The sequence below is a fragment of the Actinophytocola sp. NPDC049390 genome (assembly GCF_044466355.1).
Classification (GTDB): Bacteria; Actinomycetota; Actinomycetes; order Mycobacteriales; family Pseudonocardiaceae; genus Actinophytocola.
Genome location: NZ_JBITMQ010000009.1, coordinates 109,962 through 130,099 on the forward strand (window position 1 = coordinate 109,962; position 20,138 = coordinate 130,099).

General features: G+C 71.3%; 21 protein-coding genes. 7 read left to right on the forward strand and 14 right to left on the reverse strand.

All coding sequences use genetic code 11. The features are described 5' to 3' along the window. Position 1: 1 nt before the first annotated feature. A complete protein-coding gene (locus tag ACIBVP_RS24880) occupies positions 2-499 on the reverse strand; it encodes a tripartite tricarboxylate transporter TctB family protein (protein WP_396108695.1) in 498 nt (165 codons plus the stop codon). Beyond that, a complete protein-coding gene (locus tag ACIBVP_RS24885; protein WP_396108696.1) occupies positions 496-1,479 on the reverse strand; it encodes a Bug family tripartite tricarboxylate transporter substrate binding protein in 984 nt (327 codons plus the stop codon). The genes ACIBVP_RS24880 and ACIBVP_RS24885 overlap by 4 nt, the downstream gene beginning before the upstream one ends. A gap of 135 nt (positions 1,480-1,614) precedes the next feature. Here ACIBVP_RS24885 and ACIBVP_RS24890 point away from each other — a divergent pair, with 135 nt between their 5' ends. Both ACIBVP_RS24890 and ACIBVP_RS24895 read left to right on the forward strand, forming a co-directional pair. Continuing rightward, a complete protein-coding gene (locus ACIBVP_RS24890) occupies positions 1,615-3,144 on the forward strand; it encodes an ATP-binding protein (protein ID WP_396108697.1) in 1,530 nt (509 codons plus the stop codon). Beyond that, on the forward strand, positions 3,141-3,800 hold the full coding sequence (locus ACIBVP_RS24895) for a response regulator (RefSeq protein WP_396108698.1): 660 nt from the start codon (positions 3,141-3,143) through the stop codon (positions 3,798-3,800). The genes ACIBVP_RS24890 and ACIBVP_RS24895 overlap by 4 nt, the downstream gene beginning before the upstream one ends. A gap of 21 nt (positions 3,801-3,821) precedes the next feature. On the opposite strand, the gene arfB is transcribed toward ACIBVP_RS24895, so the two are convergent. The 6 genes from arfB to ACIBVP_RS24925 form a co-directional block, all read right to left on the reverse strand. After that, positions 3,822-4,247: an alternative ribosome rescue aminoacyl-tRNA hydrolase ArfB gene (gene arfB, locus ACIBVP_RS24900; RefSeq protein ID WP_396108699.1), complete on the reverse strand. Its 426-nt coding sequence runs from the start codon at positions 4,245-4,247 to the stop codon at positions 3,822-3,824. Beyond that, positions 4,240-5,013, reverse strand: coding sequence for a hypothetical protein (locus ACIBVP_RS24905; RefSeq protein WP_396108700.1), 774 nt, complete (start codon positions 5,011-5,013; stop codon positions 4,240-4,242). Before ACIBVP_RS24905 ends, arfB begins: the two co-directional genes overlap by 8 nt. Further along, a complete protein-coding gene (locus ACIBVP_RS24910; protein WP_396108962.1) occupies positions 5,010-5,519 on the reverse strand; it encodes a SigE family RNA polymerase sigma factor in 510 nt (169 codons plus the stop codon). The genes ACIBVP_RS24905 and ACIBVP_RS24910 overlap by 4 nt, the downstream gene beginning before the upstream one ends. A gap of 65 nt (positions 5,520-5,584) precedes the next feature. Then, on the reverse strand, positions 5,585-6,670 hold the full coding sequence (gene purM / locus ACIBVP_RS24915) for a phosphoribosylformylglycinamidine cyclo-ligase (protein ID WP_396108701.1): 1,086 nt from the start codon (positions 6,668-6,670) through the stop codon (positions 5,585-5,587). A gap of 15 nt (positions 6,671-6,685) precedes the next feature. Beyond that, positions 6,686-8,212 (reverse strand): amidophosphoribosyltransferase, encoded by a 1,527-nt coding sequence (gene purF / locus ACIBVP_RS24920; protein WP_396108702.1) that lies wholly within the window; start codon positions 8,210-8,212, stop codon positions 6,686-6,688. A 64-nt stretch (positions 8,213-8,276) separates the two neighbouring features. Then, positions 8,277-8,972 (reverse strand): maleylpyruvate isomerase N-terminal domain-containing protein, encoded by a 696-nt coding sequence (locus ACIBVP_RS24925; RefSeq protein WP_396108703.1) that lies wholly within the window; start codon positions 8,970-8,972, stop codon positions 8,277-8,279. Positions 8,973-9,079: 107 nt separating this feature from the next. Between ACIBVP_RS24925 and ACIBVP_RS24930 the strand changes: the two genes are divergently transcribed. Together ACIBVP_RS24930 and ACIBVP_RS24935 are read left to right on the forward strand one after the other, a co-directional pair. Next, positions 9,080-9,379 (forward strand): hypothetical protein, encoded by a 300-nt coding sequence (locus ACIBVP_RS24930; protein ID WP_396108704.1) that lies wholly within the window; start codon positions 9,080-9,082, stop codon positions 9,377-9,379. Continuing rightward, on the forward strand, positions 9,366-11,144 hold the full coding sequence (locus ACIBVP_RS24935; RefSeq protein WP_396108705.1) for an alpha/beta hydrolase: 1,779 nt from the start codon (positions 9,366-9,368) through the stop codon (positions 11,142-11,144). The genes ACIBVP_RS24930 and ACIBVP_RS24935 overlap by 14 nt, the downstream gene beginning before the upstream one ends. Here ACIBVP_RS24935 and ACIBVP_RS24940 read toward each other — a convergent pair. The 5 genes from ACIBVP_RS24940 to ACIBVP_RS24960 form a co-directional block, all read right to left on the reverse strand. Continuing rightward, positions 11,141-11,503 carry a sterol carrier family protein gene (locus ACIBVP_RS24940; RefSeq protein WP_396108706.1) on the reverse strand — a complete coding sequence of 121 codons (363 nt, stop codon included), beginning with the start codon at positions 11,501-11,503 and terminating at the stop codon, positions 11,141-11,143. The two genes, ACIBVP_RS24935 and ACIBVP_RS24940, sit on opposite strands and share 4 nt — an antisense overlap. A 7-nt stretch (positions 11,504-11,510) precedes the next feature. Next, entirely contained in the window at positions 11,511-12,323 is an 813-nt protein-coding gene (locus ACIBVP_RS24945) for an ESX secretion-associated protein EspG (protein ID WP_396108708.1), read from the reverse strand. 71 nt (positions 12,324-12,394) lie between these two features. Then, positions 12,395-13,771 (reverse strand): PPE domain-containing protein, encoded by a 1,377-nt coding sequence (locus tag ACIBVP_RS24950; protein ID WP_396108709.1) that lies wholly within the window; start codon positions 13,769-13,771, stop codon positions 12,395-12,397. 20 nt (positions 13,772-13,791) lie between these two features. Next, positions 13,792-14,178: a hypothetical protein gene (locus ACIBVP_RS24955; RefSeq protein WP_396108710.1), complete on the reverse strand. Its 387-nt coding sequence runs from the start codon at positions 14,176-14,178 to the stop codon at positions 13,792-13,794. A 111-nt stretch (positions 14,179-14,289) separates the two neighbouring features. After that, entirely contained in the window at positions 14,290-14,892 is a 603-nt protein-coding gene (locus ACIBVP_RS24960; RefSeq protein ID WP_396108712.1) for a DUF3558 family protein, read from the reverse strand. Between the two features lie 30 nt (positions 14,893-14,922). Between ACIBVP_RS24960 and ACIBVP_RS24965 the strand changes: the two genes are divergently transcribed. Beyond that, the gene (locus ACIBVP_RS24965; protein ID WP_396108713.1) at positions 14,923-15,471 is read left to right on the forward strand and encodes a type VII secretion system-associated protein; all 549 of its coding nucleotides are present in this window, start codon (positions 14,923-14,925) and stop codon (positions 15,469-15,471) included. 173 nt (positions 15,472-15,644) lie between these two features. Here the strand turns inward: ACIBVP_RS24965 and ACIBVP_RS24970 are convergent, their stop codons facing one another. Next, a complete protein-coding gene (locus tag ACIBVP_RS24970; protein ID WP_396108715.1) occupies positions 15,645-17,732 on the reverse strand; it encodes a putative bifunctional diguanylate cyclase/phosphodiesterase in 2,088 nt (695 codons plus the stop codon). Between the two features lie 309 nt (positions 17,733-18,041). Between ACIBVP_RS24970 and ACIBVP_RS24975 the strand changes: the two genes are divergently transcribed. Continuing rightward, on the forward strand, positions 18,042-18,908 hold the full coding sequence (locus tag ACIBVP_RS24975) for a lysozyme (RefSeq protein ID WP_396108717.1): 867 nt from the start codon (positions 18,042-18,044) through the stop codon (positions 18,906-18,908). 160 nt (positions 18,909-19,068) lie between these two features. Continuing rightward, positions 19,069-20,115, forward strand: a complete 1,047-nt coding sequence (locus tag ACIBVP_RS24980) for a hypothetical protein (protein WP_396108718.1) — start codon at positions 19,069-19,071, stop codon at positions 20,113-20,115. Positions 20,116-20,138 lie beyond the last annotated feature (23 nt).

The following is a 20,138-nucleotide window of genomic DNA, read 5'->3' on the forward strand; positions in this document are numbered from 1 at the left end:
GTCAGAACACCTCCATCAGCGGGCCGCCGGGCAACGGCACCCCCAGCAGACTGTCGAACAGCACGAACGTCAGGATCGACATGGCCGCCGCGATCAGCGGGTCACGCACGAACGCGCGTGACCCGAGCGCGTACGCCGCGCCCCAGAACAGGATCGCGCCGGAGATCGGGAATCCGACGACACCGATCAGCGCCGCGTTCGCGAGGAACGCCGCCGACAGCAGCAACACCGTGCGCCAGTCGCTCGGCGCGGACAGGTCGACATCCTCGCCGCCCTCCGCCTCACCACGGCCGCCCCGCAGCACGTCCCGTGCCAGCAGCACGGCGACCACCACCAGCAGCACGCCGACCACCACCGGCACGGCCTTCGGACCGACGGGGCCGCGCTGTGCGAAGTCGGTCGGGATGTTGACCGCGTCGACCAGCACCAGCACGCCGAGCACCGCGAGCAACGCGCAGATGCCCAGTTCGGAGCGGTCGCGCCTCTCGAGAACCGTCATAGCCCCAGCTCCGTCAGCACACCGGCGACGCGGTCGTTCTCGTCCGCGAGGAAGTCGCCGAACTCCTTGCCTGACTGGAACGCGGGCGTCCACCCGTTGCGCTCCAGTGCTTCCTTCCACTGCGGGGTGTCCTGCAGGTCGGTGAACAGGCGCACCAGCCGGTCGGTGTCGTTCTGTGAGATGCCCGGTGGCGCGACGATCCCGCGCCAGTTCGTGAAGTCGACGTCCACACCGGACTCCTTCAGCGTGGGCGCGTCGAGGCCGTCGACCCGTTCCGCGCTGGTCACCGCGAGCACGCGCAGGTCACCGGACTCGATCTGGTCGCGGTACTCGCCGACCCCCGAGACGCCGAACGCGATCTTGCCGCCCAGCACGGACGCGAGCAGCTCACCGCCGCCGTCGTAGGACACGTACCGCACGTCCTTGGGCGCGAGCCCGATGGCCTTGGCGAACAACATCGGCGCGAGGTGGTCAGGACCGCCCGGCGACGACCCGCCGCCGACCGGCACCGCGCCCGGGTCGGCCTTCCACGCGTCGATCAGCTGGCCGATGTCCTGGAACGGCGAGTCCTTCGCCACCACCACGATGTCCGGTTCCTCGATGAGCTTCGCGATCGGCGTGGTGTCCTGCAGGGACGACGGCGAGTGGTTCGTGTGGACACTGCCGACCACGCCGAGGCCCATCGACATGACCAGCTTGTCGTTGCCCGCCTCGTTGACCAGGCGGCCCAGCCCGACCGTGCCGCCCGCGCCGGGCAGGTTGAACACCTCGACACCGCGGGTGAGCTCCGCGTCCTCCACGGCCTTGGCCGCGGTTCTCGCGGTGATGTCGTAGCCGCCGCCCGGGGTGTTCGGCACGAGGATCCGCAGACCGCGGACCTGGCCACCCGCGTAGTCGTCCGTGCCGGAGGAGATCAGCGGCGGTATCAGCAGAACCGCCGCGAGCGCGGCCAGTGCCGCGATCCAGGGTTTCGCACGCATTAGGCGAGCCTCTCTGCTCGTCATCGTTTGCGTGCTCATGGTGCGGCCGGGTTACCTTCTTGTCGTCTTTAGTCGCACAGCGGTCGTTGTGGTCGTTGTGGTCACGAGGAGGTCGTCACGGCTGATCGCGGCCCGTTGTCGCGGCAGCTGCTCGGCTGGCAGCTGCTGATCGTCGTCGCGCTGCTCGCGGCCGTGGCGGTGTTCTCCGCGATCCAGTCCAACAAGACGTTCACCGCCGTCGAGGGCCGCCGGGTGCTGTCGGTCGCCGAGGACGTGGCCGCGCAGCTGAGCGTCCGGGAGGCACTGGCCGACCCGCTGCGCCACCACCAGCTGCCGTCGTTCGCGACCAGTGCGCGCAACCTGTCCGGCGCCGCGTACGTGACCATCGCCCGCCCCGACCTGACGGTCCTGACCTCGCAGAACCCGGACGAACTCGGCGCGAAGCTGCCCGTCGGCGACTCGATGATCCGGCAGGGCCGCTCGTGGGTGGGCGTCATCGACGACTCGCTGGTCGCGCACGTGCCGGTGATGAGCGACGAGGGCGACGTGGTCGGTGTCGTGGCCGCGGGCGTGGCCACCCCGACGTTCCTGGAGGGCGTCGTCAGCTCACCGGCCGAGGCGCTGACCATCCTCGGCATCGCGCTGGTGGTCGGCGTCGTCGGGTCGCTGCTGCTGGCCGGGCGGGTGAAACGGCAGACGTTCGGGCTGGAGCCACGCGAGATCGCGGGCCTGGTCGAGCACCGCGAGGCCATGCTGCACGGCATCCGCGAGGGCGTCGTCGGTCTCGACACCGCGGACCGGATCACGCTGGTCAACGACCAGGCACGGCGCCTGCTGTCGCTGCCGGACGACGTGGTCGGCGCGTCCGTGCACGAGCTGGAGCTGAACGACCGGCTCGTCGACGTGCTCACCGGCCGTGTCGAGGGCAACGACCAGATCGTGCTGCGCCGCGGCCGGGTGCTGATCATGAACCGCATGCCGATCGCGTCGCGCGACACGGCGGTCGGCTCGGTCGTCACGCTGCGGGACCGCACGGAGTTCGTGACGCTGCAACAGGAACTGGACACGAACCGGTCCACCACCGACGCGTTGCGTGCGCAGGCGCACGAGTTCACCAACCGCCTGCACACCATCGCCGGGCTCATCGAGCTGGGCGAGTACGACGAGGTGCGCCGGTACGTCGACCGCGTCAGCCACACGCGCGAAGCCTGGCACGCCGAGGTGAGCGAACGCGTCGGCGACTCGGCGGTGGCCGCGCTGCTGATCGCGAAGGCGAGTGTGGCGGCGGAGCACAACGTGGGCCTGCGCCTGACGCCCGGCAGCCACCTCGGCGAGGTCGAGGAGTCGCTGTCCGCGGACCTGGTCACGGTGCTGGGCAACCTGGTCGACAACGCGATCGACGCGCTGCCCGGCGCGGGCTGGATCGAGGTGGGCCTGACCCACGGCGACGACGAGGTCCGCGTCGTCGTCACCGACTCCGGTCCCGGTGTGGCACCGGACCTCGCCGAGGAGATCTTCGCCCGCGGCTTCACCACGAAGGCCGCCGAGGAAGGCGGGCAACGCGGCCTCGGTCTCGCGCTGACGAGGCAGACGTGCCGCCGCAGAGGCGGTTCCGTCGAGGTGTCCGGCGCGGCGTTCACGGCACGGCTAGGAGTACACGCATGATCCGCGTCCTGGTGGTGGACGACGACTTCATGGTCGCGAAGGTCCACAGTGGATATGTCGGCAGAACGCCCGGCTTCGAGGTGGTCGGTGTGGCGCACACGGGCGCGGACGCGGTGCGGGCCGTCGACGACCTGCGCCCCGACCTGGTGCTGCTGGACATCTACCTGCCCGACCGCGACGGTGTGTCGGTCCTGCGTGAGCTGCGCACGGTCGCGGACACCGACGTGATCGTGATCAGCGCGGCGAACGACGTGGAGACGGTGCGGGCAGCCATGCGCGGCGGTGTGCTGCACTACCTCATCAAGCCGTTCACCTACGCCGCGCTGTACGACCAGTTGCGGCATTTCGCGTCCCTGCACCGGAAACTGAGCGCGCTGTCGCAGGCCGGACAGTCCGATGTGGACCAGGTGTTCGGCGGCAGGCCGTCGGGGGCGGCCGCGTTGCCCAAGGGCCTGAGTGGCGAGACGGCGACGCTGGTCGCGGAGGTCCTGCGGTCGACCGACGACGTTTCGGCGGCCGAATGCGCTGCCCGCACGGACATCTCCCGGGTCAGCGCCCGTCGCTACCTCGAGCACTACGTGTCCACCGGGCAGGCCGAGGTCCGCCTCCGGTACGGCACCGGCCGGCCGGAACGCCGCTACTACTGGCTGTCCTGACCGGACGGAGACAGCCTCGGTTCACTCGTCCGGCCGGACCCGGCGCCCACGTTTCGTCTCGGACCGGCGGCGCTTCTCCGACAGCCTGCGTTCCTTGGCGCCGCGCGACGGTTTCGTGGGCTTCCGCTTCGGCGGCGGGGGCGCGGCGGCGGCCCGCAGGATGGACGCCAGCCGTTCCCTGGCCTCCGCGCGGTTCGCGAGCTGCGCCCGTTGCGTGCTGACCGCGACCGTCAGCACCCCAGCGGCCAGCCGCCGCCCCAGGCGGGCCACGAGGCGTTCCCGCAACCAGTCCGGCACCGACGGCGACCCGGCGACGTCCCACGACAGCTCGACCCGGCTGTCCGTGGTGTTCACGCCCTGCCCACCCGGTCCGGACGAGCGGGAGAACCGCTCCCGCAACTCGACGGCCGGGATCACGAAGCTGTGTGACACCTCCAGGTCAGACACTGAAACCCGACTTCGTGACCAGCATCGTCAGCTCCTTCACGTCCAGCACTGTCACGTCGCCGTCCGCACTCTTGCCCTGGTCCTCGTCGCGGCGGAGGAGGTTGGTGGCGATGGCCGCGACCTGTGTGCCGTCGGGCAGCACGGTCACCGCCAGGTTGCGGCGTTCGCCCTTCCCGCCCTTCCACGTCGCCTGCACGACCTGCCGTCCGTGGGCCGTGGCGATCGCGCAGCTGTCGTACCGCTCCCCGAGGTTGTCGCACGACGGCACGCCCTTCGCCGCGACGCCGACCGTCACCTGCAGTTGGCCCTCCCGGCCGTGGGCCGCGATGTCGGCCTCGTACAGGTACTCGCCGTCCACCAGCCGGAACTTCACGTGCGGGCCGGGCCGCCCCGGCCACGGCTCCGCCGTGGCGAGGTCGACCAGGCCCGAGCTGTACAGCTTCTGCGTCAGGTCGTTCGCGTGCTGGTCCGTCAGGGACGGCGGGGGCTTCGTCCTGGTCGACGGAGGCAGCGGCAGCTCAGGGCCGGGCGGGGCGGGCGGGGCGTCGGCGACGGGCACCTCGTCCGGCCGGACCTCGACGAAGTCGGTGAGCACGGTGGCGCCGACGACCGCGGCGACGACCGCCGCGACCACGCCGCTCGCGGCCAGGGCGCGACGCCTGCGCACCCGTTGCCTGCCGACGCGGAACACCTCGTCACGGTCGATGCCGACGGGAGGTTCGTCGTCGCCGATGGCCTTGGACAGCAGGTCCCTGATGCCGGTCATGACACCCCCTCGGTGAGGTCGTCGGTGCCGAGCAGTCTCCGCAGTGCCGCGAGGCCCTTCGCGGCCTGGCTCTTGACCGTGCCCTCGCTCTTGCCGAGCGCCTGCGCGGTCTCCGTGACGGACAGGTCCTCCCAGTACCGCAGCACCACGACCGCGCGCTGGCCCGCGGGCAGCAGGGCCAGGGCACGTCGCACGTCGACCGCGTCCTCGACCCCGGCGGACGGGGTGTCCGAGACCTCGGGCAGGTCCTCGACGACCGACTCACGTCTGCGGTAGGCACGGCGCGACTGGTCGATCGCGGCCCGCACCATGGTCTTGCGGGAGTACGCGTCGACGCTGCCGTCCCGGCGAATCCGCGGCCAGGCGACGTAGATCTTCGTCAGCGTCTCTTGCACCAGGTCCTCCGCGCGATGCCAGTCACCCCCGCACAACAGGTACGCGGTCCGGCGCATGACGGCGGCACGACTGTCGAGGAACTCCCCGAACTCCGCGTCGCGGTCGGCCAGCACGCCCCTTGCTTTCCTCTCGGTCTCGCCCGGTGATACGGCGGCGCGCCGGGATCGGTTGCCTGCTAGAACCTCGGGTGGTTACCCACCAACTCGGCTCGTGTCCCGTCGTCGCCGGCCGGGGCGATCTCGCCGAGCACCCACGCGGGCACGTGCCGTGCCGTGAGCACGGCCAGCACCCGGTCGGCGTCGTCGGCCGCCACCACGGCCACCATGCCGACGCCCATGTTGAACGTCTTCTCCATCTCAGCGCGTTCGACGCGACCGCGCTGGGCGATCATGGAGAACACCGGCGCGGGCGTCCACGTGCCGCGGTCCAGCCGCGCCGAGAGCCCCTTCGGAATCACGCGGGCCACGTTCGCGGCCATGCCACCGCCGGTGATGTGCGCGAACGTGCGCACATCGGCCTCCGCGGCGGCGGCCAGGCAGTCCTTGGCGTAGATGCGGGTCGGCTCCAGCAGCTCCTCGCCGAGCGTGCGGCCGAACTCCTCGACCTGGCCCTCCAGTGGCATCCGGCCGATCTCCAGCAGCACGTGCCTCGCCAGGGAGTACCCGTTCGAGTGCAGGCCGGACGACCCCATGGCGATCAGCACGTCACCGGGCCGGACCCGCTCCGGGCCGAGCACCTGGTCGGCCTCGACGACACCGACGCCGGTGGCGGACAGGTCGTACGCGCCGTCGGCCATCAGGCCCGGGTGCTCCGCGGTCTCCCCGCCGAGCAACGCGCAGCCCGCCTGCACACAGCCCTCGGAGATGCCCTTGACCAGGGCCGCGACCCGCTCCGGCACGACCGTGCCGACCGCGATGTAGTCCTGCAGGAACAGCGGCTCCGCGCCGCACACCACCAGGTCGTCGACGACCATGGCGACCAGGTCGATGCCCACCGTGTCGTGCACGTCCAACGCCTGGGCCACCGCGATCTTGGTGCCGACGCCGTCGGTGGACGAGGCGAGCACCGGCTCCTTCCAGCGGTCCAGCCTGAGCTTGAACAGCCCGGCGAAGCCGCCGATGCCGCCGAGCACCTCGGGCCGTGTCGCCTTCTCGGCGAACGGTTTGAGCTGCTCGACCGCCTCCTCGCCTGCCTCGATGTTCACCCCCGCCGCCGCGTAGGTGGCGTGCGGGGAGTCGGGGGTCGCGCTGGTCTCGGTCATGGCTCCGGGTTCGGGTCAGGGGCGCTGGAGTGCGTCCGAGGCACCGTACCCCGCCGGTACGACAGGGGCGGCGGACCCCGCGACACCCCGTTCGAAGGTCTCGAGGAGGTGCTTGCCGATCCGGTCCTCCTCGGGGATCGGGATCGGGTAGTTCCCGTCGAAGCAGGCCGTGCAGAGCCTGCTGCGCGGCTGCTCGCTGGCGGCGACCAGACCGTCCAGCGACACGTAACCCAGCGAGTCGGCACCGATCGAGCGACGGATCCCGTCGAGGTCGAGGCCGTTCGCGACGAGTTCCGCACGCGAGGCGAAGTCGATGCCGTAGAAGCACGGCCAGCGCACCGGTGGCGACGCGATCCGGACGTGCACCTCGACCGCGCCCGCCTCGCGCAGCATGCGGACCAGCGCGCGCTGGGTGTTGCCGCGCACGATCGAGTCGTCGACCACGACCAGGCGCTTGCCGCGGATCACGTCGCGCAGCGGGTTCAGCTTCAGCCGGATGCCCAGCTGGCGGATGGTCTGCGACGGCTGGATGAACGTGCGGCCCACGTACGCGTTCTTGACCAGGCCGGACCCGTAGGAGATGCCGGAGCCCTGCGCATAGCCGATGGCGGCCGGGGTGCCCGACTCGGGCACCGGGATGACCAGGTCGGCCTCGACCGGCGCCTCCTCGGCGAGCCGGCGGCCGATGTCGACGCGGGCGGCGTGCACGGACCGGCCCGCGATCGTGGTGTCCGGGCGGGCCAGGTACACGTACTCGAACACGCAGCCCTTGGGCTCGGGGTTCGCGAACCGCGAGGACCGCAGCCCGTGCTCGTCGATGGCGAGCAGCTCACCCGGCTCGACCTCGCGCACGAACGACGCGCCCACGATGTCGAGCGCGGCGGTCTCGGACGCGACGACCCAGCCCCGCTCCAGCCGCCCGAGCACGAGCGGGCGGACACCGTGCGGGTCGCGGGCCGCGTACAACGTCGACTCGTCGGCGAAGACCAGGCAGAACGCGCCCTTCACGTCCGGCAGGAGGTTCATGGCGGCCTGCTCGACCCCGATGTCGGCGGCGGACGCGGCGAGCAGCCCCGTCAGCAGGTCGGAGTCGGTGGTGGCGCCGTTGTTCATGGCGAGCCCCAGCTCACGGGCCCGGTCGCGCAGTTCGGCCGTGTTGACCAGGTTGCCGTTGTGGCCGAGCGACAGGCCGCTGCCGGTGGCCGTGGTGCGGAACGTCGGCTGCGCGTTCTCCCAGGTCGTGGACCCGGTCGTGGAGTAGCGGCAGTGGCCGACGGCGATGTGCCCCTGCAGCGAGACGAGGACCTGCTCGTCGAACACCTGCGAGACGAGCCCCAGGTCCTTGAAGACGACGATCTTCTCGCCGTCGGACACCGAGATGCCCGCGGCCTCCTGTCCTCGGTGCTGCAGCGCGTAGAGGCCGAAGTAGGTGAGCTTGGCGACTTCCTCGCCCTTGGCCCACACCCCGAACACACCGCATTCTTCTCGGGGTTCTGGTTCCGGTCGGTCGGTCTGGTCAGTGACGGTCGGATCGGTGACCACCGAGAGCACTCCCCGCTTGGAACGGCGTCAGATGCCTCCCAGTGTAGGTCGTACCCAGGGGTGTTCAGCTCATCCGAAGCGCCTTCAGGACTGTGGGATCACCCTCACCGGTGAGCTGCATCCGGCCACGCAACTGGTACAGCACGTTCGCGGTGCGATTGGACAGTCGCGCGTCGGCCTTCTCGTTGCGGTCCGCGGACCGCACCTCCGGCACCTCACCCGGCACGAGCCGCACGAACCAGGCCCGCGGTCCGTCCGTGCAGGACACCACGGCCGTACCGCTGTACAGCGGCGGAGAGTCACCGCGCAGTCGCGCGGCGAGCAGCGTGCCGAGCAGTTCGTCGATCGCGTCGGCGGCCTGCTCACGGTCGGTCGGCGTGAGGGTGCGGAGCGCGGCCTGTGCGTCCCAGCGCCGCAGGTTCAGCTCGTGCGCGACCCGCCGGTGCCACACCCACGCGAGGTCGGGCGCCGAGGGCGAGAACGTCCACACCGGACGGTTGCCGGACGTGTTGTTGAGCACCTGCGTCGCCGCCGCGAGCTGTTCGTCGAGGTAGACGACCGGGTCGACGTCCCTGCGCACCGGCAGTGGCTTCAGCTCCACGATCGAGCCGCTCGTCAGGTAGCGCGTCGCGGTGTGCAGGAACCGCGCCACGTGCACGGTCAGGTCCGCGAACGTCCAGCCGGGGCACGACGGCACGTCCGCCGCCTGGTCCGCCGTGGCGATCGCGGTGCGGAACAGACCCGCCTGCTGCGCGAACACACCGGTCCACCTACGGGCCGTCCACACGTTGTTCTCGTCCTTTCCGTACGCACAGAGTGTTGGCCGAACCACCCTATGCCCATCATCGCCGGGTTACGGTCACTTCCGTGGCCGACGGTTATGAGGTTGATCCCGCGGCGTTGCGCGCCGCGTCGAGTGGGTTTTACACGGGCGCGGCGGCTGTTGACCAAGCGGCCGCGCGGTTGTCGGTGGCGCAGCTCGTCCCGGGGGCCCTCGGCGAGGTGGACGCGGCGTACGAGCTGGCGTCGGCGTTCGCCGAGTTCGTCGGCGAACACGGCGACGACCTGCGCAAAGGCGCGTCCTGGGTGAACGACGCCGGCGACGGTCTGGTGGAGAACGCGGACGAGTACACCCGGAAGGACGTGTTCCCCTATGGCCGACCCTGAGCAGCTGTACGCGCGGCTCGCGAGCGGCGACACCGGCCGGATCCTCGCGGTGCTCGAACCTCTCGGCACGGCGAAGTCCCTGCTCACCGGCGTCGAGTTCACGCCGGTGCGGGAGTGGTCCGGGGTGGCGGCGCAGGCGTTCGACGCCCGCGTCACCAAGTCCAGGGAGACCGTCTCCGCGGCCGCCGGACGGCTGACCGACGCGATGTCGGTGGTCGAGGCGGCGGCGACGGCCTACGGCCGCATGCGGTCGGCCGCGGACCAGACCATCCAGGCGTACCGGGCGGGCTCGATCCCGGACACGCAGGCCGCGTCGGTCCTGTCGCAGCTGCGGGGCAGCTACGAAGAGGTGCTCCGCTCGTACGCGGGCGCGTTGCGCGGCATCCGGCCCGCGTTCGCGGCGGCGACCGGTGGCGCGGCAGGGGTGACCACCGCCTCCGGCGCGACGGTCCCGCCGCCCGGCACCGACCCGCGCCAGGTGGCCGACTGGTGGAAGTCGCTGCCGGAGTCGACGCGGAACGAGCTGCTGGCCACGCAGTTCGAGGCGCTGGGCCGGTTGCGCGGGCTGCCCGCGGGCGTGCTGAACGAGGCCAACCACCGCCGCATCGAGGCGGACCTGGCGCGGTTCTCGGCCGCGAACACCGACCTGACCGACCAGATCAACGCGCGGGCCGCGGAGCTGGGCATCGACCCGTCCGACGAAGGCGCGCTGCGCGAGGACCCGCGGCTCGCGGACCTGCTCGACCAGCGCCAGGACGTCAACCGGCGGCTGGACAACGCCACCGCGGCGAGCGAGCGGGTGGCGGAGGCGGAGCGGTCCGGCTACGACACCTACGTCCTGTCCTACGACCCGGTCGGGCCCGGCAAGCAGGACGGCACGCTCGCCATCGCGTACGGGAACCCGGACACGGCGAACAACGTGGCGGTCGTCGTGCCCGGCACCACGGCCACGCTCGACAACGCGTTCCCCAACGGCGAGGCGCAGGCGCTGCGCGGGGCGATGGACCAGGCGGGCCAGGGCAACGCCACGATCGCGTGGCTCGGCTACGACGCACCGACGTGGGACACCTCCGTGGCGAGCCCGGACAACGCCATCCAGGGCGGCGAGCTGCTCAAGGCCGATGTGGACGGTTACCGGGCGGCGGCGGAGAACCCGCAGCACATCACGGTGATCGGGCACAGCTACGGCAGCACGGCCGTCGGGTACGCGGCCATGAACGGCCTGGCCGCCGACGACATCGCGTTCATCGGCTCACCCGGCGTCGGCGCGTCCGACGTCGACCAGCTGTCCCCGGGCGCCGGGCACGTGTGGGCGGGCGCGTCCGAGCACGACCCGATCGTCCAGGGCACGTCCGGCAGCTGGTTCACCGCGGACGGCACGTCGGTCGGCCCGTACGACGAGCGGTTCGGCGCGAACCAGTTCGCGGTGCCCGGCGAGGACCACGTGCTCCGCGCGCACAGCGTGTACTACTCCGACGAGTCGCTGTCGAACCTCGCGAACATCTCGACCGGCAACTACGACGCGGTCACGCGGGGCACGCCGGAGACCAACTCCGCCGGTGAGCTTCTGGGGGACGTCGGTGGCGGCCTGTGGGACGCGGGCGGGGACGCGGTGCGCGGCGACTGGGACGGGGCCTGGGACGAGCTGAAGGACACCGGCCGCGAGCTGCTGAACGACGCCGGCGACGTGCTCCTCGGCGGCGCGGGCAACCTCGTGGAGGCCGGGAAGTCGGTCTACGACAACACGTTGGGCCGGATCTTCTAGGAAACCCGCAGGATCGGGAGCAGCGCGGAGAGGTCCGCGCGGCTCCCGGACGCGGCGACCCGGCCGTCGGCGACGGCGTCCGTCCACGTCAGGCTGCCCGCCGCCAGCTCCAGCCACGTGCGGGCGTCCATCTCGATCACGTTCGGCGGCGTGCCACGGGTGTGCCGGGGACCCTCGACGCACTGCACGGCCGCGAACGGCGGCACCCGCACCTCGACGCTGCGGCCCGGCGCCACCTGCGCGAGCGTCCGCAGGCTCAGCCGCACGGCCTTCGCCAGCGCGGGCCGGGCCGGGGCGTCCCACGGCAGCACGGCGGCGACCGCGTCCCGCATCTCCTTCGGGTCGACGGGCGCCGTCATCCCGCCGTCATTTCTCTGCCTCGGCGACGACCTCGTCCAGCAGCTCGGTCACGTGGTGGGTGAGCTTGCGGATGTCGGCGGGCGAGATGGTGGTCCACAGCGTCCCGTCGTCGGCGGGCCGCCGGACCTGCACGTACCGACCGTCCTCGGTGTCGAAGAACGACACCACCCGCTCGGCGCGGCGGCGCCGCCCGAGCCGGTCCCGCGCGGCCGCGCCGAAGTTCCCCAGGTGTTCGACGTCCTTGATCATCTCGGCGAGCGCGGTCGCGTCGTCGGAGCGCAGCCCGCCCGACAGCAACGCCTGGCCGAACCCCTCGCGGGTCCGGCCCGCCCCGTTCGCGGCAGCCTCGAAGTCGGCGGTCCGCATCGTCACCGACTGGCCGGGCCCGGCGGCACGCGCGGGCAGCACGCCCAGCGCGGCGGACGGCAACCCCGCCGCGGACGCCGACCGCAACGTCACCGACCCCTCCGACAGCTCGCAGACCGCGGCGGTCGGCCCGGCCGACGCGGCGAGCACGCGGACGTTGCGTCCCACGTGGGCACGCACGTCGACCTCGCGCTCGGGCCGGGACAGCACGGACAGCAGCTCGGCGATGTCCGGGTTCACGTCGACCGGCCGCCCGAGGCCGCGGGCCTCCAGGTCCGCCCACACCCGGGTCTCGATCTCGGCCCGCTCCTCGAACGTCTTCCCCGGTGACGGCACCTTCACCACGAGCGGCAACGCACCCAGCCGCAGGTGCTCCCACAACACGTCGAACTCGAGTGCCGACAGCGTGATCGGCGCGGTCTCCCGGTCACCGATCGAGAAGGTGCTGGTCACAGCGCAACCTTACCCAGGAAACGAGGGCGGGGAGCCGTCTCAACGACTCCCCGCCCAGGTGGAACCTCGTGTTATTCGCCGATCACCGTCGGCGCGACCCTGCGGTCGTCACCGAACACGTCGTCGTTCTCCAGCAGGTAGTCCGGCGAGTAGTGCTCGTCGTCATCCTCGCCGTCCGCACGGCGGCCGCCGGCACCCGCCGGGCCGTGCACACCGCCCGCGCCGCGACCGCCCGCGGCACCGGCGGCACCCGGCCCGTTGCGGACCACGCCGCCCTCGCCCGGCACACCGGCGCCCAGCGCGCCGCCACGGCCGAGCTGCGAAGGCATGCGCTCGCCGTCCACCGCGCCAGGACCACCCGGGAACCCGCCTGGGCCACCTGGGCGACCGAACGGCCCGGCCTCACCGGGCAGACCCGGCCGCAGCGGCAGCGCACGCCGTGCGATGTCGCTCGCGTTGTCGCCGCCGCCCTGGCCGGGCAGGAACGGGCCGGTGCCGGGGAGGAACTGCTGCCCCGGCGGGTACGGGCCCGGGTTCGGCGCGGGTGCGGGCGGAGTCGGGTTCGGCAACGGGAACTGGTTGCCGGGCACGGTCGTCGGCGGCGTGAACACGTTCGACGGCGTGGTACCGGCGGGCGGCAGCCCCACGTCCGGGGTGCCGGGCACGAAACCGCCCGGGCTGCCGCCGGTGCCGCCCGGCAACGTGGACCCGGGATCGCCCGGCGTGAGCTGCGGGGTGCCCGGCGCGGGCTGCTGCTGGACGGTCGGCGGGTTCCTCGTGCCGCTGTCGCTGCCCGAGTCGTCGGCCGTCCGGACGGACCCCGTGGTGCTGCCGATGTACACGGCGGACGCGGAGCCGCCGCCCTGCGGGGCCGGCGTGGACACCACGACGTCCGGCGGCTTGACGAACGTGCCGAGCGTCTCCCGGTTCCAGGTGGCGCTCGACTCGTAGGTCGTCATGGTCTCGACGGCGCGCTGCTCGGCCTCGCTCTGCGCGGCCTCCTGCGCCTCGTGGTCGGCGGCCTGGGCGGCGACGTCGGCGGCGGGGCCCGGGTTGCCGGTCAGCACGGCGGCGCCGGCGGCGATCTTGTCCCAGGTGGACGGCGCCTGCGTGGTCACCTCGACCGGCTCCGGCATCTTGGCCCGCGCGTCGGCGATGTACTCGCCCTGGTTCTCCGCGGACACCCGCATGACGTCCGAGCCGGACTCCGCGTCACCCGCCCACTCGGCGAGCGGGGTGAGGCCGGTGGTCGCGGACTCGGCCGCCTTGCCCTCCCAGCGGGAGCCGAGCTGCGTCAGCTTGGTGCTGAGGTCCTGGTCGACCTCGGACAGTTCCTGGGAGAGCGACTTCCAGTACTCGATCTGCGGGTCCGAGGCCTTGGCACCAGGACCGGCGTTGATCATCTTGTACAGCTCGGGGTGCTCGAAGCCCCGCCAGCGGTAACCCATGGGATTCCCTCACAAAAGGATCAGGCCTGGTCGTACTTGCCCCAGCGGGACGTGTTCGTGCCCTCGACGCTCAGGTACTCGTCGTGAGCGCTCTGCAGCGAGTCGATCGCGGCCTTGAGCTGCTTCTGGTAACCGACCAGGCACGCGATCGCGGAGTCGGCGCCGCCGGTGTTGCTGCGCTCGGCGAAGGGCTGCACGGTCTCGACGCTCACCGGGTCACGCGCCCACTCGTGGATCGGGAGCCCGGCGAGCTCCCGCACCTTGCGCGACACACGGTCGTACGCGTCGGTGAACGCCTTCAGCGCCTCCGGGATCGCGGAGGGCTCGATGTGCAGGGTCTGGGTGCCGGCGTACGTCGGAGTCGACAACGCCCGGCCACCACCACCGCCACCGTCTGCCACGAACACGGTTCGTCTCCCTCAGTCTGTGAGATTGCGACGACTGTAGCTCTGATGCATGACGCTGTGGGGCGGTTCCCACAAGCAACCGATCACGGAGAAGAAGTTTTCACGCGGGATTCAGAGCTTGGCCAGCGCCGCGGCCGCGATCTGTGGCACCCGCTCACACAACGTGTCCTGCGGGGTCACCGGTTCGGATCCGGGTGAGCTCAGGCCGTAGTTGAGGTAGAGCATCTGGCCGTCGGCGACGTCGAGCATGCCGAAGCAGCTGTCCGGGTTGGGCGGCTTCACCACGTAGAGGGGGAAGCCGCGCACGTCGGTCGCGCTGGTCTCCGCGCCGGAGCCCTCGGCGTACTCCTTCGCCCCCTGGTCCACGACCGCGGTGACCGTGAGGCCGAGGTTGGCCGCGATGCCGTTGGCGAAGCAGTCCTTCGAACCGGGGAAGAAGGTGGAGTCCCCACCGGTCGGCGGCCGGTTCCTGTCGAGCCCGAACGTGCCGAGCGGCAGCGCGGCGACCAGTTCGCACACGTCGACCCCGGCCATGTCGATCTCCCTCGGCCGTGCGGGGGCTTCCGATGTCGTGGTCGTCGTTGTCGTCGTCGTTGTGGTTGTGGCGGTCGTGGTCGTGGTGGTCGCCGGTGCGTCACCGCCGGTGGGTGTACCGGCTTCGCCGGTCGTGCAGCCTGCGAGCAAGAGTCCCGTCACGAGCAGCAACCTGCGCATGACCGCAACGTACCGACCTACGATGTGCCCATGCCGGACACCCCGCCGCCCGAGATCACGCCGCGGATGCGGACGAGCGCGATGGCCAACCCGAACACCTGGCTGTACGTGATCGACCCGGCCTTCGACGCGGACGCCGACATCCCGCCGTGGGGCGTGGTCGGCGCCTACCGGGTGGACGCGGACGGCGAGATCGGCCGGGCGTTCCGGCGCAACACGGAGTACCGGCCGTCACCGGCCGCTCTGGGGATGCCCGCCCCGTCGAGCGACCTGGAGCGGTTGCTGCAGTGGATCACGTCCGGGCACCGGGAGGAGGCGGAGCTGCCGGAGGCGGTGCTGCGGGCCCGGTTGCTGATCTACGCGTCGGGGCCGGACGACCGCGCGGTGACGGCGTTCCCGGACCGGACCGGCCGCGTGATGGTGCCCGCGTGCACGTCGGTGGCGCATGTGCCGCCCGCCTGGCCGGGGTGGCGGGAGGTGTGGGGGCGGGACCTGGCCGCTCAGCTGGGCGACCATCCGCTGGTGATCAACCCGGTCGGGCCGATCACCGCACTGCTCCCGGCCGCGGCACTCACCTGAGGGTTCGGCCTCCGGCCCCCGGTCGCCACGCTACGGCAGACCACCGACAGTCCCGCGCACGCGATCCCGGGTTGTCCACAGCGGACCCGGTTGTCCACAGCCGACCGCTCACCAGCCGTTTCCGACGGTGCCCTCCGGTAGCGTGGTGATCGGGGGCCGGCGGCCGCCCCGGCTCACGTCAACCACGGCTCGATGTCCTCGGGCGGTCCCGGTTTCGCGAACAGCCAGCCCTGCGCGGAGTCCGCGCCGATGTGCCGCAGCAGCTCCGCCTGCTCCCCGGTCTCGACCCCCTCCGCGATCACGTCCAGCTTCAACGTGTGTGCGAGCGACACCAGGGCCGTCACGATCCGGGCGTCCACCGACTCGACCGAGCCCGCGCGCAGTCCCTCCACGAAGGACCCCGCGATCTTCAGCGCGTGCACGGGCAGGTGCCGCAGGTAGGCCAGGTTCGAGTACCCGGTCCCGAAGTCGTCGATGGCGATCCGCACATTCATGTCCACCAGCCGCCGCAGCGCGGACAGCGGCTCGCCGGTCGTGCCCATGATCGCGCTCTCCGTCAGCTCCAGCTGCAGCGACGACGGCGGGATGCCCACCCGCTCGATGATCGCCGCGATCGCCGGGACCAGGCCGGGTTCGGCCACCTGCCGGGCCGCGAGGTTCACGCTCACGATCGGGGTGCGGCCGGTGCGGGCCCACGCCATCGTCTGCCTGCACGCCGTCTCCAGCACCCACAGGCCCAGCGGCACGATCAGGCCCGTCTCCTCCGCCAGCCCGATGAACCGGTCGGGGCCGAGCCTGCCGAACTCGGGGTGTGCCCACCGCACCAGCGCCTCGACGCCGAGCAGCGCGCCGTCCGCGAGCGACACGATCGGCTGGTAGTCGACGTAGAACTCCTCGCGCTCCAGCGCCGCCGGCATCGCGTTCGACAGGGTGATCCGCGCGATCTCCCGCGCGTTGCGCTCCGGGTCGTAGGACGCCCACCGGTTCTTACCGTCGACCTTCGCCCAGTGCAGGGTCACGTCCGCGTCGCGCATCGTCTCGGCGGGCGAGGCGTCGTGCACGGACCGCTCGACCAGCCCGATGCTCGCCGACACCGTCAACCGGTGACCGCTCACGAGCACCGGCTTCGCGATCTCCGCGAGGATCCGTTCGGCCAGCTCCACCAGCTCGGCCATGCCGGTGGTGTGCTCGACCAGGACCACGAACTCGTCGCCGCCCATCCGGGCCACCAGCCTGCCGGGCGCGGACACCAGCCGGTCGAGCCGCTCACCGACCTCGACGAGCAGCTGGTCGCCGACCACGTGCCCGAGCGTGTCGTTGATGGCCTTGAACCCGTCCAGGTCCAGGTAGCAGAGCCCGACCCGCTGCCCCGGCGACCCGCCGAACGCCGCGTGCAGCCGCTCGGTGAACAGCGCCCGGTTGCCCAGCCCGGTGAGGTGGTCGTGGTTGGCCTGGTGCCGCAGCTTCTCCGACAGCATGTGCCGCTCGGTGTTGTCCTCGACCATCCCGACGAGGTACTGCGGCGCGCCGTGCTGGTCCCGCACGAGCGACACGGTCACGTTCGTCCACAGGGGAGAGCCGTCGCGTTTGCGGAAGCGGCGCTCGATCCGGTAGTAGTCGCGCTCGCCGGCGATCATCTCGTTGAAGTACCCGCGCAGCTCGGGCGGGTCGTCGGGGTGGAGGAAGTCGACGAGGTTCACGTCGCGCAGCTGCTCGGGCCCGTAGTCGAGCATCGCGGCCATCGCGCTGTTGACGTCGAGCAGGATGCCCCGGGTGTCCGTGATCCCGATGCCGATGGCGGCGGAGGTGAACATCGCGCGGAACCGCGCCTCGCTCGACCGGCGGGCGATCTCCGCGCCGTCCCGCGCCTCCAGCGCCGAGCGGCGCAGCGCCTCCTGCTCGCCGTAGATCCGCGACTGCGCGGCGCGGACGAAACCCGTGGTCACCGCGGCCTGGATGGCCGCGAGCCGCTCGACGTCCGCGCACTCGAGCCGCGTGCCGATCAGCCGCACCGTGCCCGCGATCGCCTCGGCCGCGATGAACCGCAGCCCCACGAGCTCCTCGCCGACGCGCTCCACCGGCGCCGGGTCGAACGGCTCGGAGCACCTGGCCTCGACGAGGACGGCGGCCAGCGCGTCGAGCCGCGCCCCGAGTTCGGCACGCCCGGTCGCGACGTAGCCGGTGGTCGCCAGCACGTCGGCCCACGCGGCGGTGAACGCGGCGATGACGTCGCCGCGCCCTGTGCCTGTCGGGCCTGTCACCGTCACACCTTCCGGCGAAGTTCGCCCACGCACCCAGCTGCGTGGCACGGGCCAGGATACGACCGCCGACACCCTCCGTCCATGTCCATATCCGCACTGTTCGCACTGGTCACAGCGGTTGCGTCGGTGACGAGAACCATCGCGCAGCGTGATCGTCCGTGTCCACCCATACACCAAACGTTACCGAACTGGCCGTTACTAATTCACCGGACGACGTGACAAAACGGTACCGAGCGACCACAATCTGTATCTTGGCAGCTCCGGCCCAGGTGTCTGCCATTCGCGAGGGCGATTCAGAAAGGGCATCCCATGAACATTGTGTGGCGTGGGAAACGACGCGGCATCCTGACAGCCGTCGTCGCGGCGACAACCACGGTGTTACTCGCGGGACTGGCGAGTCCCGCTCAGGCCGAGTCGGCAGCCACCCCTGCAGGCGACCGAGCGGCGATCGACGCGTACGTCAAGAAGTACGACCACCCGATGGGCTCCCAGATCCGCAAGCACGAGGGCACCGCGCAGATGCCGCGCAGTGTCAACCCGGCGGACATCGGCATCCAGGCATCCGTGCCGGGTATCGACGTCAGCGGCTGGCAGGGCAACGTCGACTGGAACTACTGGTGGAACCAGGGCAAGCGGTTCGTCTGGGCCAAGGCGACCGAGGGCACGACGTACACCAACCCGTACTTCGCCCAGCAGTACAACGGTTCCTACAACCGGGGCTTCATCCGTGGCGCGTACCACTTCGCGCTGCCGAACCGTTCGTCGGGCGCCACGCAGGCGCACTTCTTCTCCAACAACGGCGGCGGCTGGTCGGGTGACGGCAAGACGCTGCCCGGCGCGCTCGACATGGAGTACAACCCCTACGGCTCGACCTGCTACGGGCTGTCGAAGTCGCAGATGACCGCGTGGATCCGCGACTTCAGCAACACCTACAAGGCGCGGTGGAACAAGTACCCGGCGATCTACACGTCCACCAGCTGGTGGAACACGTGCGTCGGGTCGAGCTTCGGGTCCACCAACCCGCTGTGGGTCGCGCGGTACGCCTCCACCGTCGGCACCCTGCCGTACGGCTGGAGCTACTACACCGTGTGGCAGTACAGCTCCTCACCGATCGACCAGAACACCTTCAACGGCGGCTACGACCGGCTCGTCGTGTTCGCGACGAACCACGACTGACCGTCCACTCCGTCCCTTCCCGAAGGGGACCTTCGTCCACCACCTGGAACGAAGGTCCCCTTCGTGCCTTTAAGCTCCGCGTGACCGGCGCGTGAGTTGAGGGAACTCGGACCCCCGTGACCACGTCGGACCCGGGGTAGAACGTGATCGGGGAGGGACAATGACTTACCCACCGCAGGGACCGTACGGCCAGCAGCCGGATCCTTACGGACAGCAGCAGCCGCCGCAGTACGGCGGCGGGTACCAGCAGCAACAGCCGCAGACCGGAGGGTTCGGCGCCTACGACCCCAACGCGCAGTACGGCGGTGGTTACGGAGGGCAGTACGGCGGTCAGTACGGGGGGCTCGGGGGCCCGCAGCCGCCGAAGAGCAAGGGCCCGATCATCGCGATCGTGGCGATCGTGGTGCTCCTGCTCGGCGGGCTCGGCATCACCGGCTTCGTCGCACCGGGCTTCTTCCTGTCCGACGACAGCAAGAACGCGGGCGGCGGTGACGGCGGCGGGGGCGGTGGCGGCGAGCCGACGTCCGAGAAGAAGGACGACGGCGCCAAGGACTTCATCGACCAGCTGGTCGCGGCCGCCGACAAGCAGGACGCCGACGAGCTGAAGACGATGACGTGCTCCGGCGCGACGGAGACCGTGGACTCCGCGATCGACGCGATCGACAACATCGACGGCGCCGAGCTCGGTGACATCACCGAGGAGTCCGACGACGAGGTCCAGTTCATCGTCACGATCTCCTACGAGGGCACGTCCGAGGACGACACGGTCACCATCAAGAAGGACGGTGACGACTGGTGCTGGCACGACATCGAGGCGGAGGGGTCGTCCGGCGGTGGCGCCTCGGAGGATCCCACCACGGAGGAAACCGCGACCGACCCGTCCGAGCCGACCAGCGGTGGCGGCGGTGGCGCGACCGGCGACACCGACGGCGAGAAGTTCGTGCAGACCTTCCTGGACAAGCTGAACGGCGGCGACGGTGCCGGCGCGGCGGCCATGTCGTGCTCCGACAGCACCAGCCAGGACAGCATCACCGAGGCCGCGGCGCAGAAGGCGCAGCTGGAGATGGACCCGGCGGGCACCACCGCGGACTCCGGCTACGTCGGCGCCGACCTGAAGGGCACCCTCGGCGGCGCCGAGGCGTCGGGCCGCACCAGCGCGTTCCTCGAGGACGGCAAGTGGTGCATCTACACGTTCTTCGCCTCCTGACCGACTGAACCGAACGGATGCCG

Excerpts from the sequence above, each read along its gene's own strand:
- ACIBVP_RS24880 (WP_396108695.1), bottom strand. The coding sequence starts at position 499 with ATGACGGTTCTCGAGAGGCGCGACCGCTCCGAACTGGGCATCTGCGCG.
- ACIBVP_RS24885 (WP_396108696.1), bottom strand. The coding sequence starts at position 1,479 with ATGCGTGCGAAACCCTGGATCGCGGCACTGGCCGCGCTCGCGGCGGTT.
- ACIBVP_RS24895 (WP_396108698.1), top strand. The coding sequence starts at position 3,141 with ATGATCCGCGTCCTGGTGGTGGACGACGACTTCATGGTCGCGAAGGTC.
- ACIBVP_RS24905 (WP_396108700.1), bottom strand. The coding sequence starts at position 5,013 with ATGACCGGCATCAGGGACCTGCTGTCCAAGGCCATCGGCGACGACGAA.
- purM (WP_396108701.1), bottom strand. The coding sequence starts at position 6,670 with ATGACCGAGACCAGCGCGACCCCCGACTCCCCGCACGCCACCTACGCG.
- ACIBVP_RS24935 (WP_396108705.1), top strand. The coding sequence starts at position 9,366 with ATGGCCGACCCTGAGCAGCTGTACGCGCGGCTCGCGAGCGGCGACACC.
- ACIBVP_RS24940 (WP_396108706.1), bottom strand. The coding sequence starts at position 11,503 with ATGACGGCGCCCGTCGACCCGAAGGAGATGCGGGACGCGGTCGCCGCC.
- ACIBVP_RS24950 (WP_396108709.1), bottom strand. The coding sequence starts at position 13,771 with ATGGGTTACCGCTGGCGGGGCTTCGAGCACCCCGAGCTGTACAAGATG.
- ACIBVP_RS24960 (WP_396108712.1), bottom strand. The coding sequence starts at position 14,892 with ATGCGCAGGTTGCTGCTCGTGACGGGACTCTTGCTCGCAGGCTGCACG.
- ACIBVP_RS24965 (WP_396108713.1), top strand. The coding sequence starts at position 14,923 with ATGCCGGACACCCCGCCGCCCGAGATCACGCCGCGGATGCGGACGAGC.
- ACIBVP_RS24975 (WP_396108717.1), top strand. The coding sequence starts at position 18,042 with ATGAACATTGTGTGGCGTGGGAAACGACGCGGCATCCTGACAGCCGTC.
- ACIBVP_RS24980 (WP_396108718.1), top strand. The coding sequence starts at position 19,069 with ATGACTTACCCACCGCAGGGACCGTACGGCCAGCAGCCGGATCCTTAC.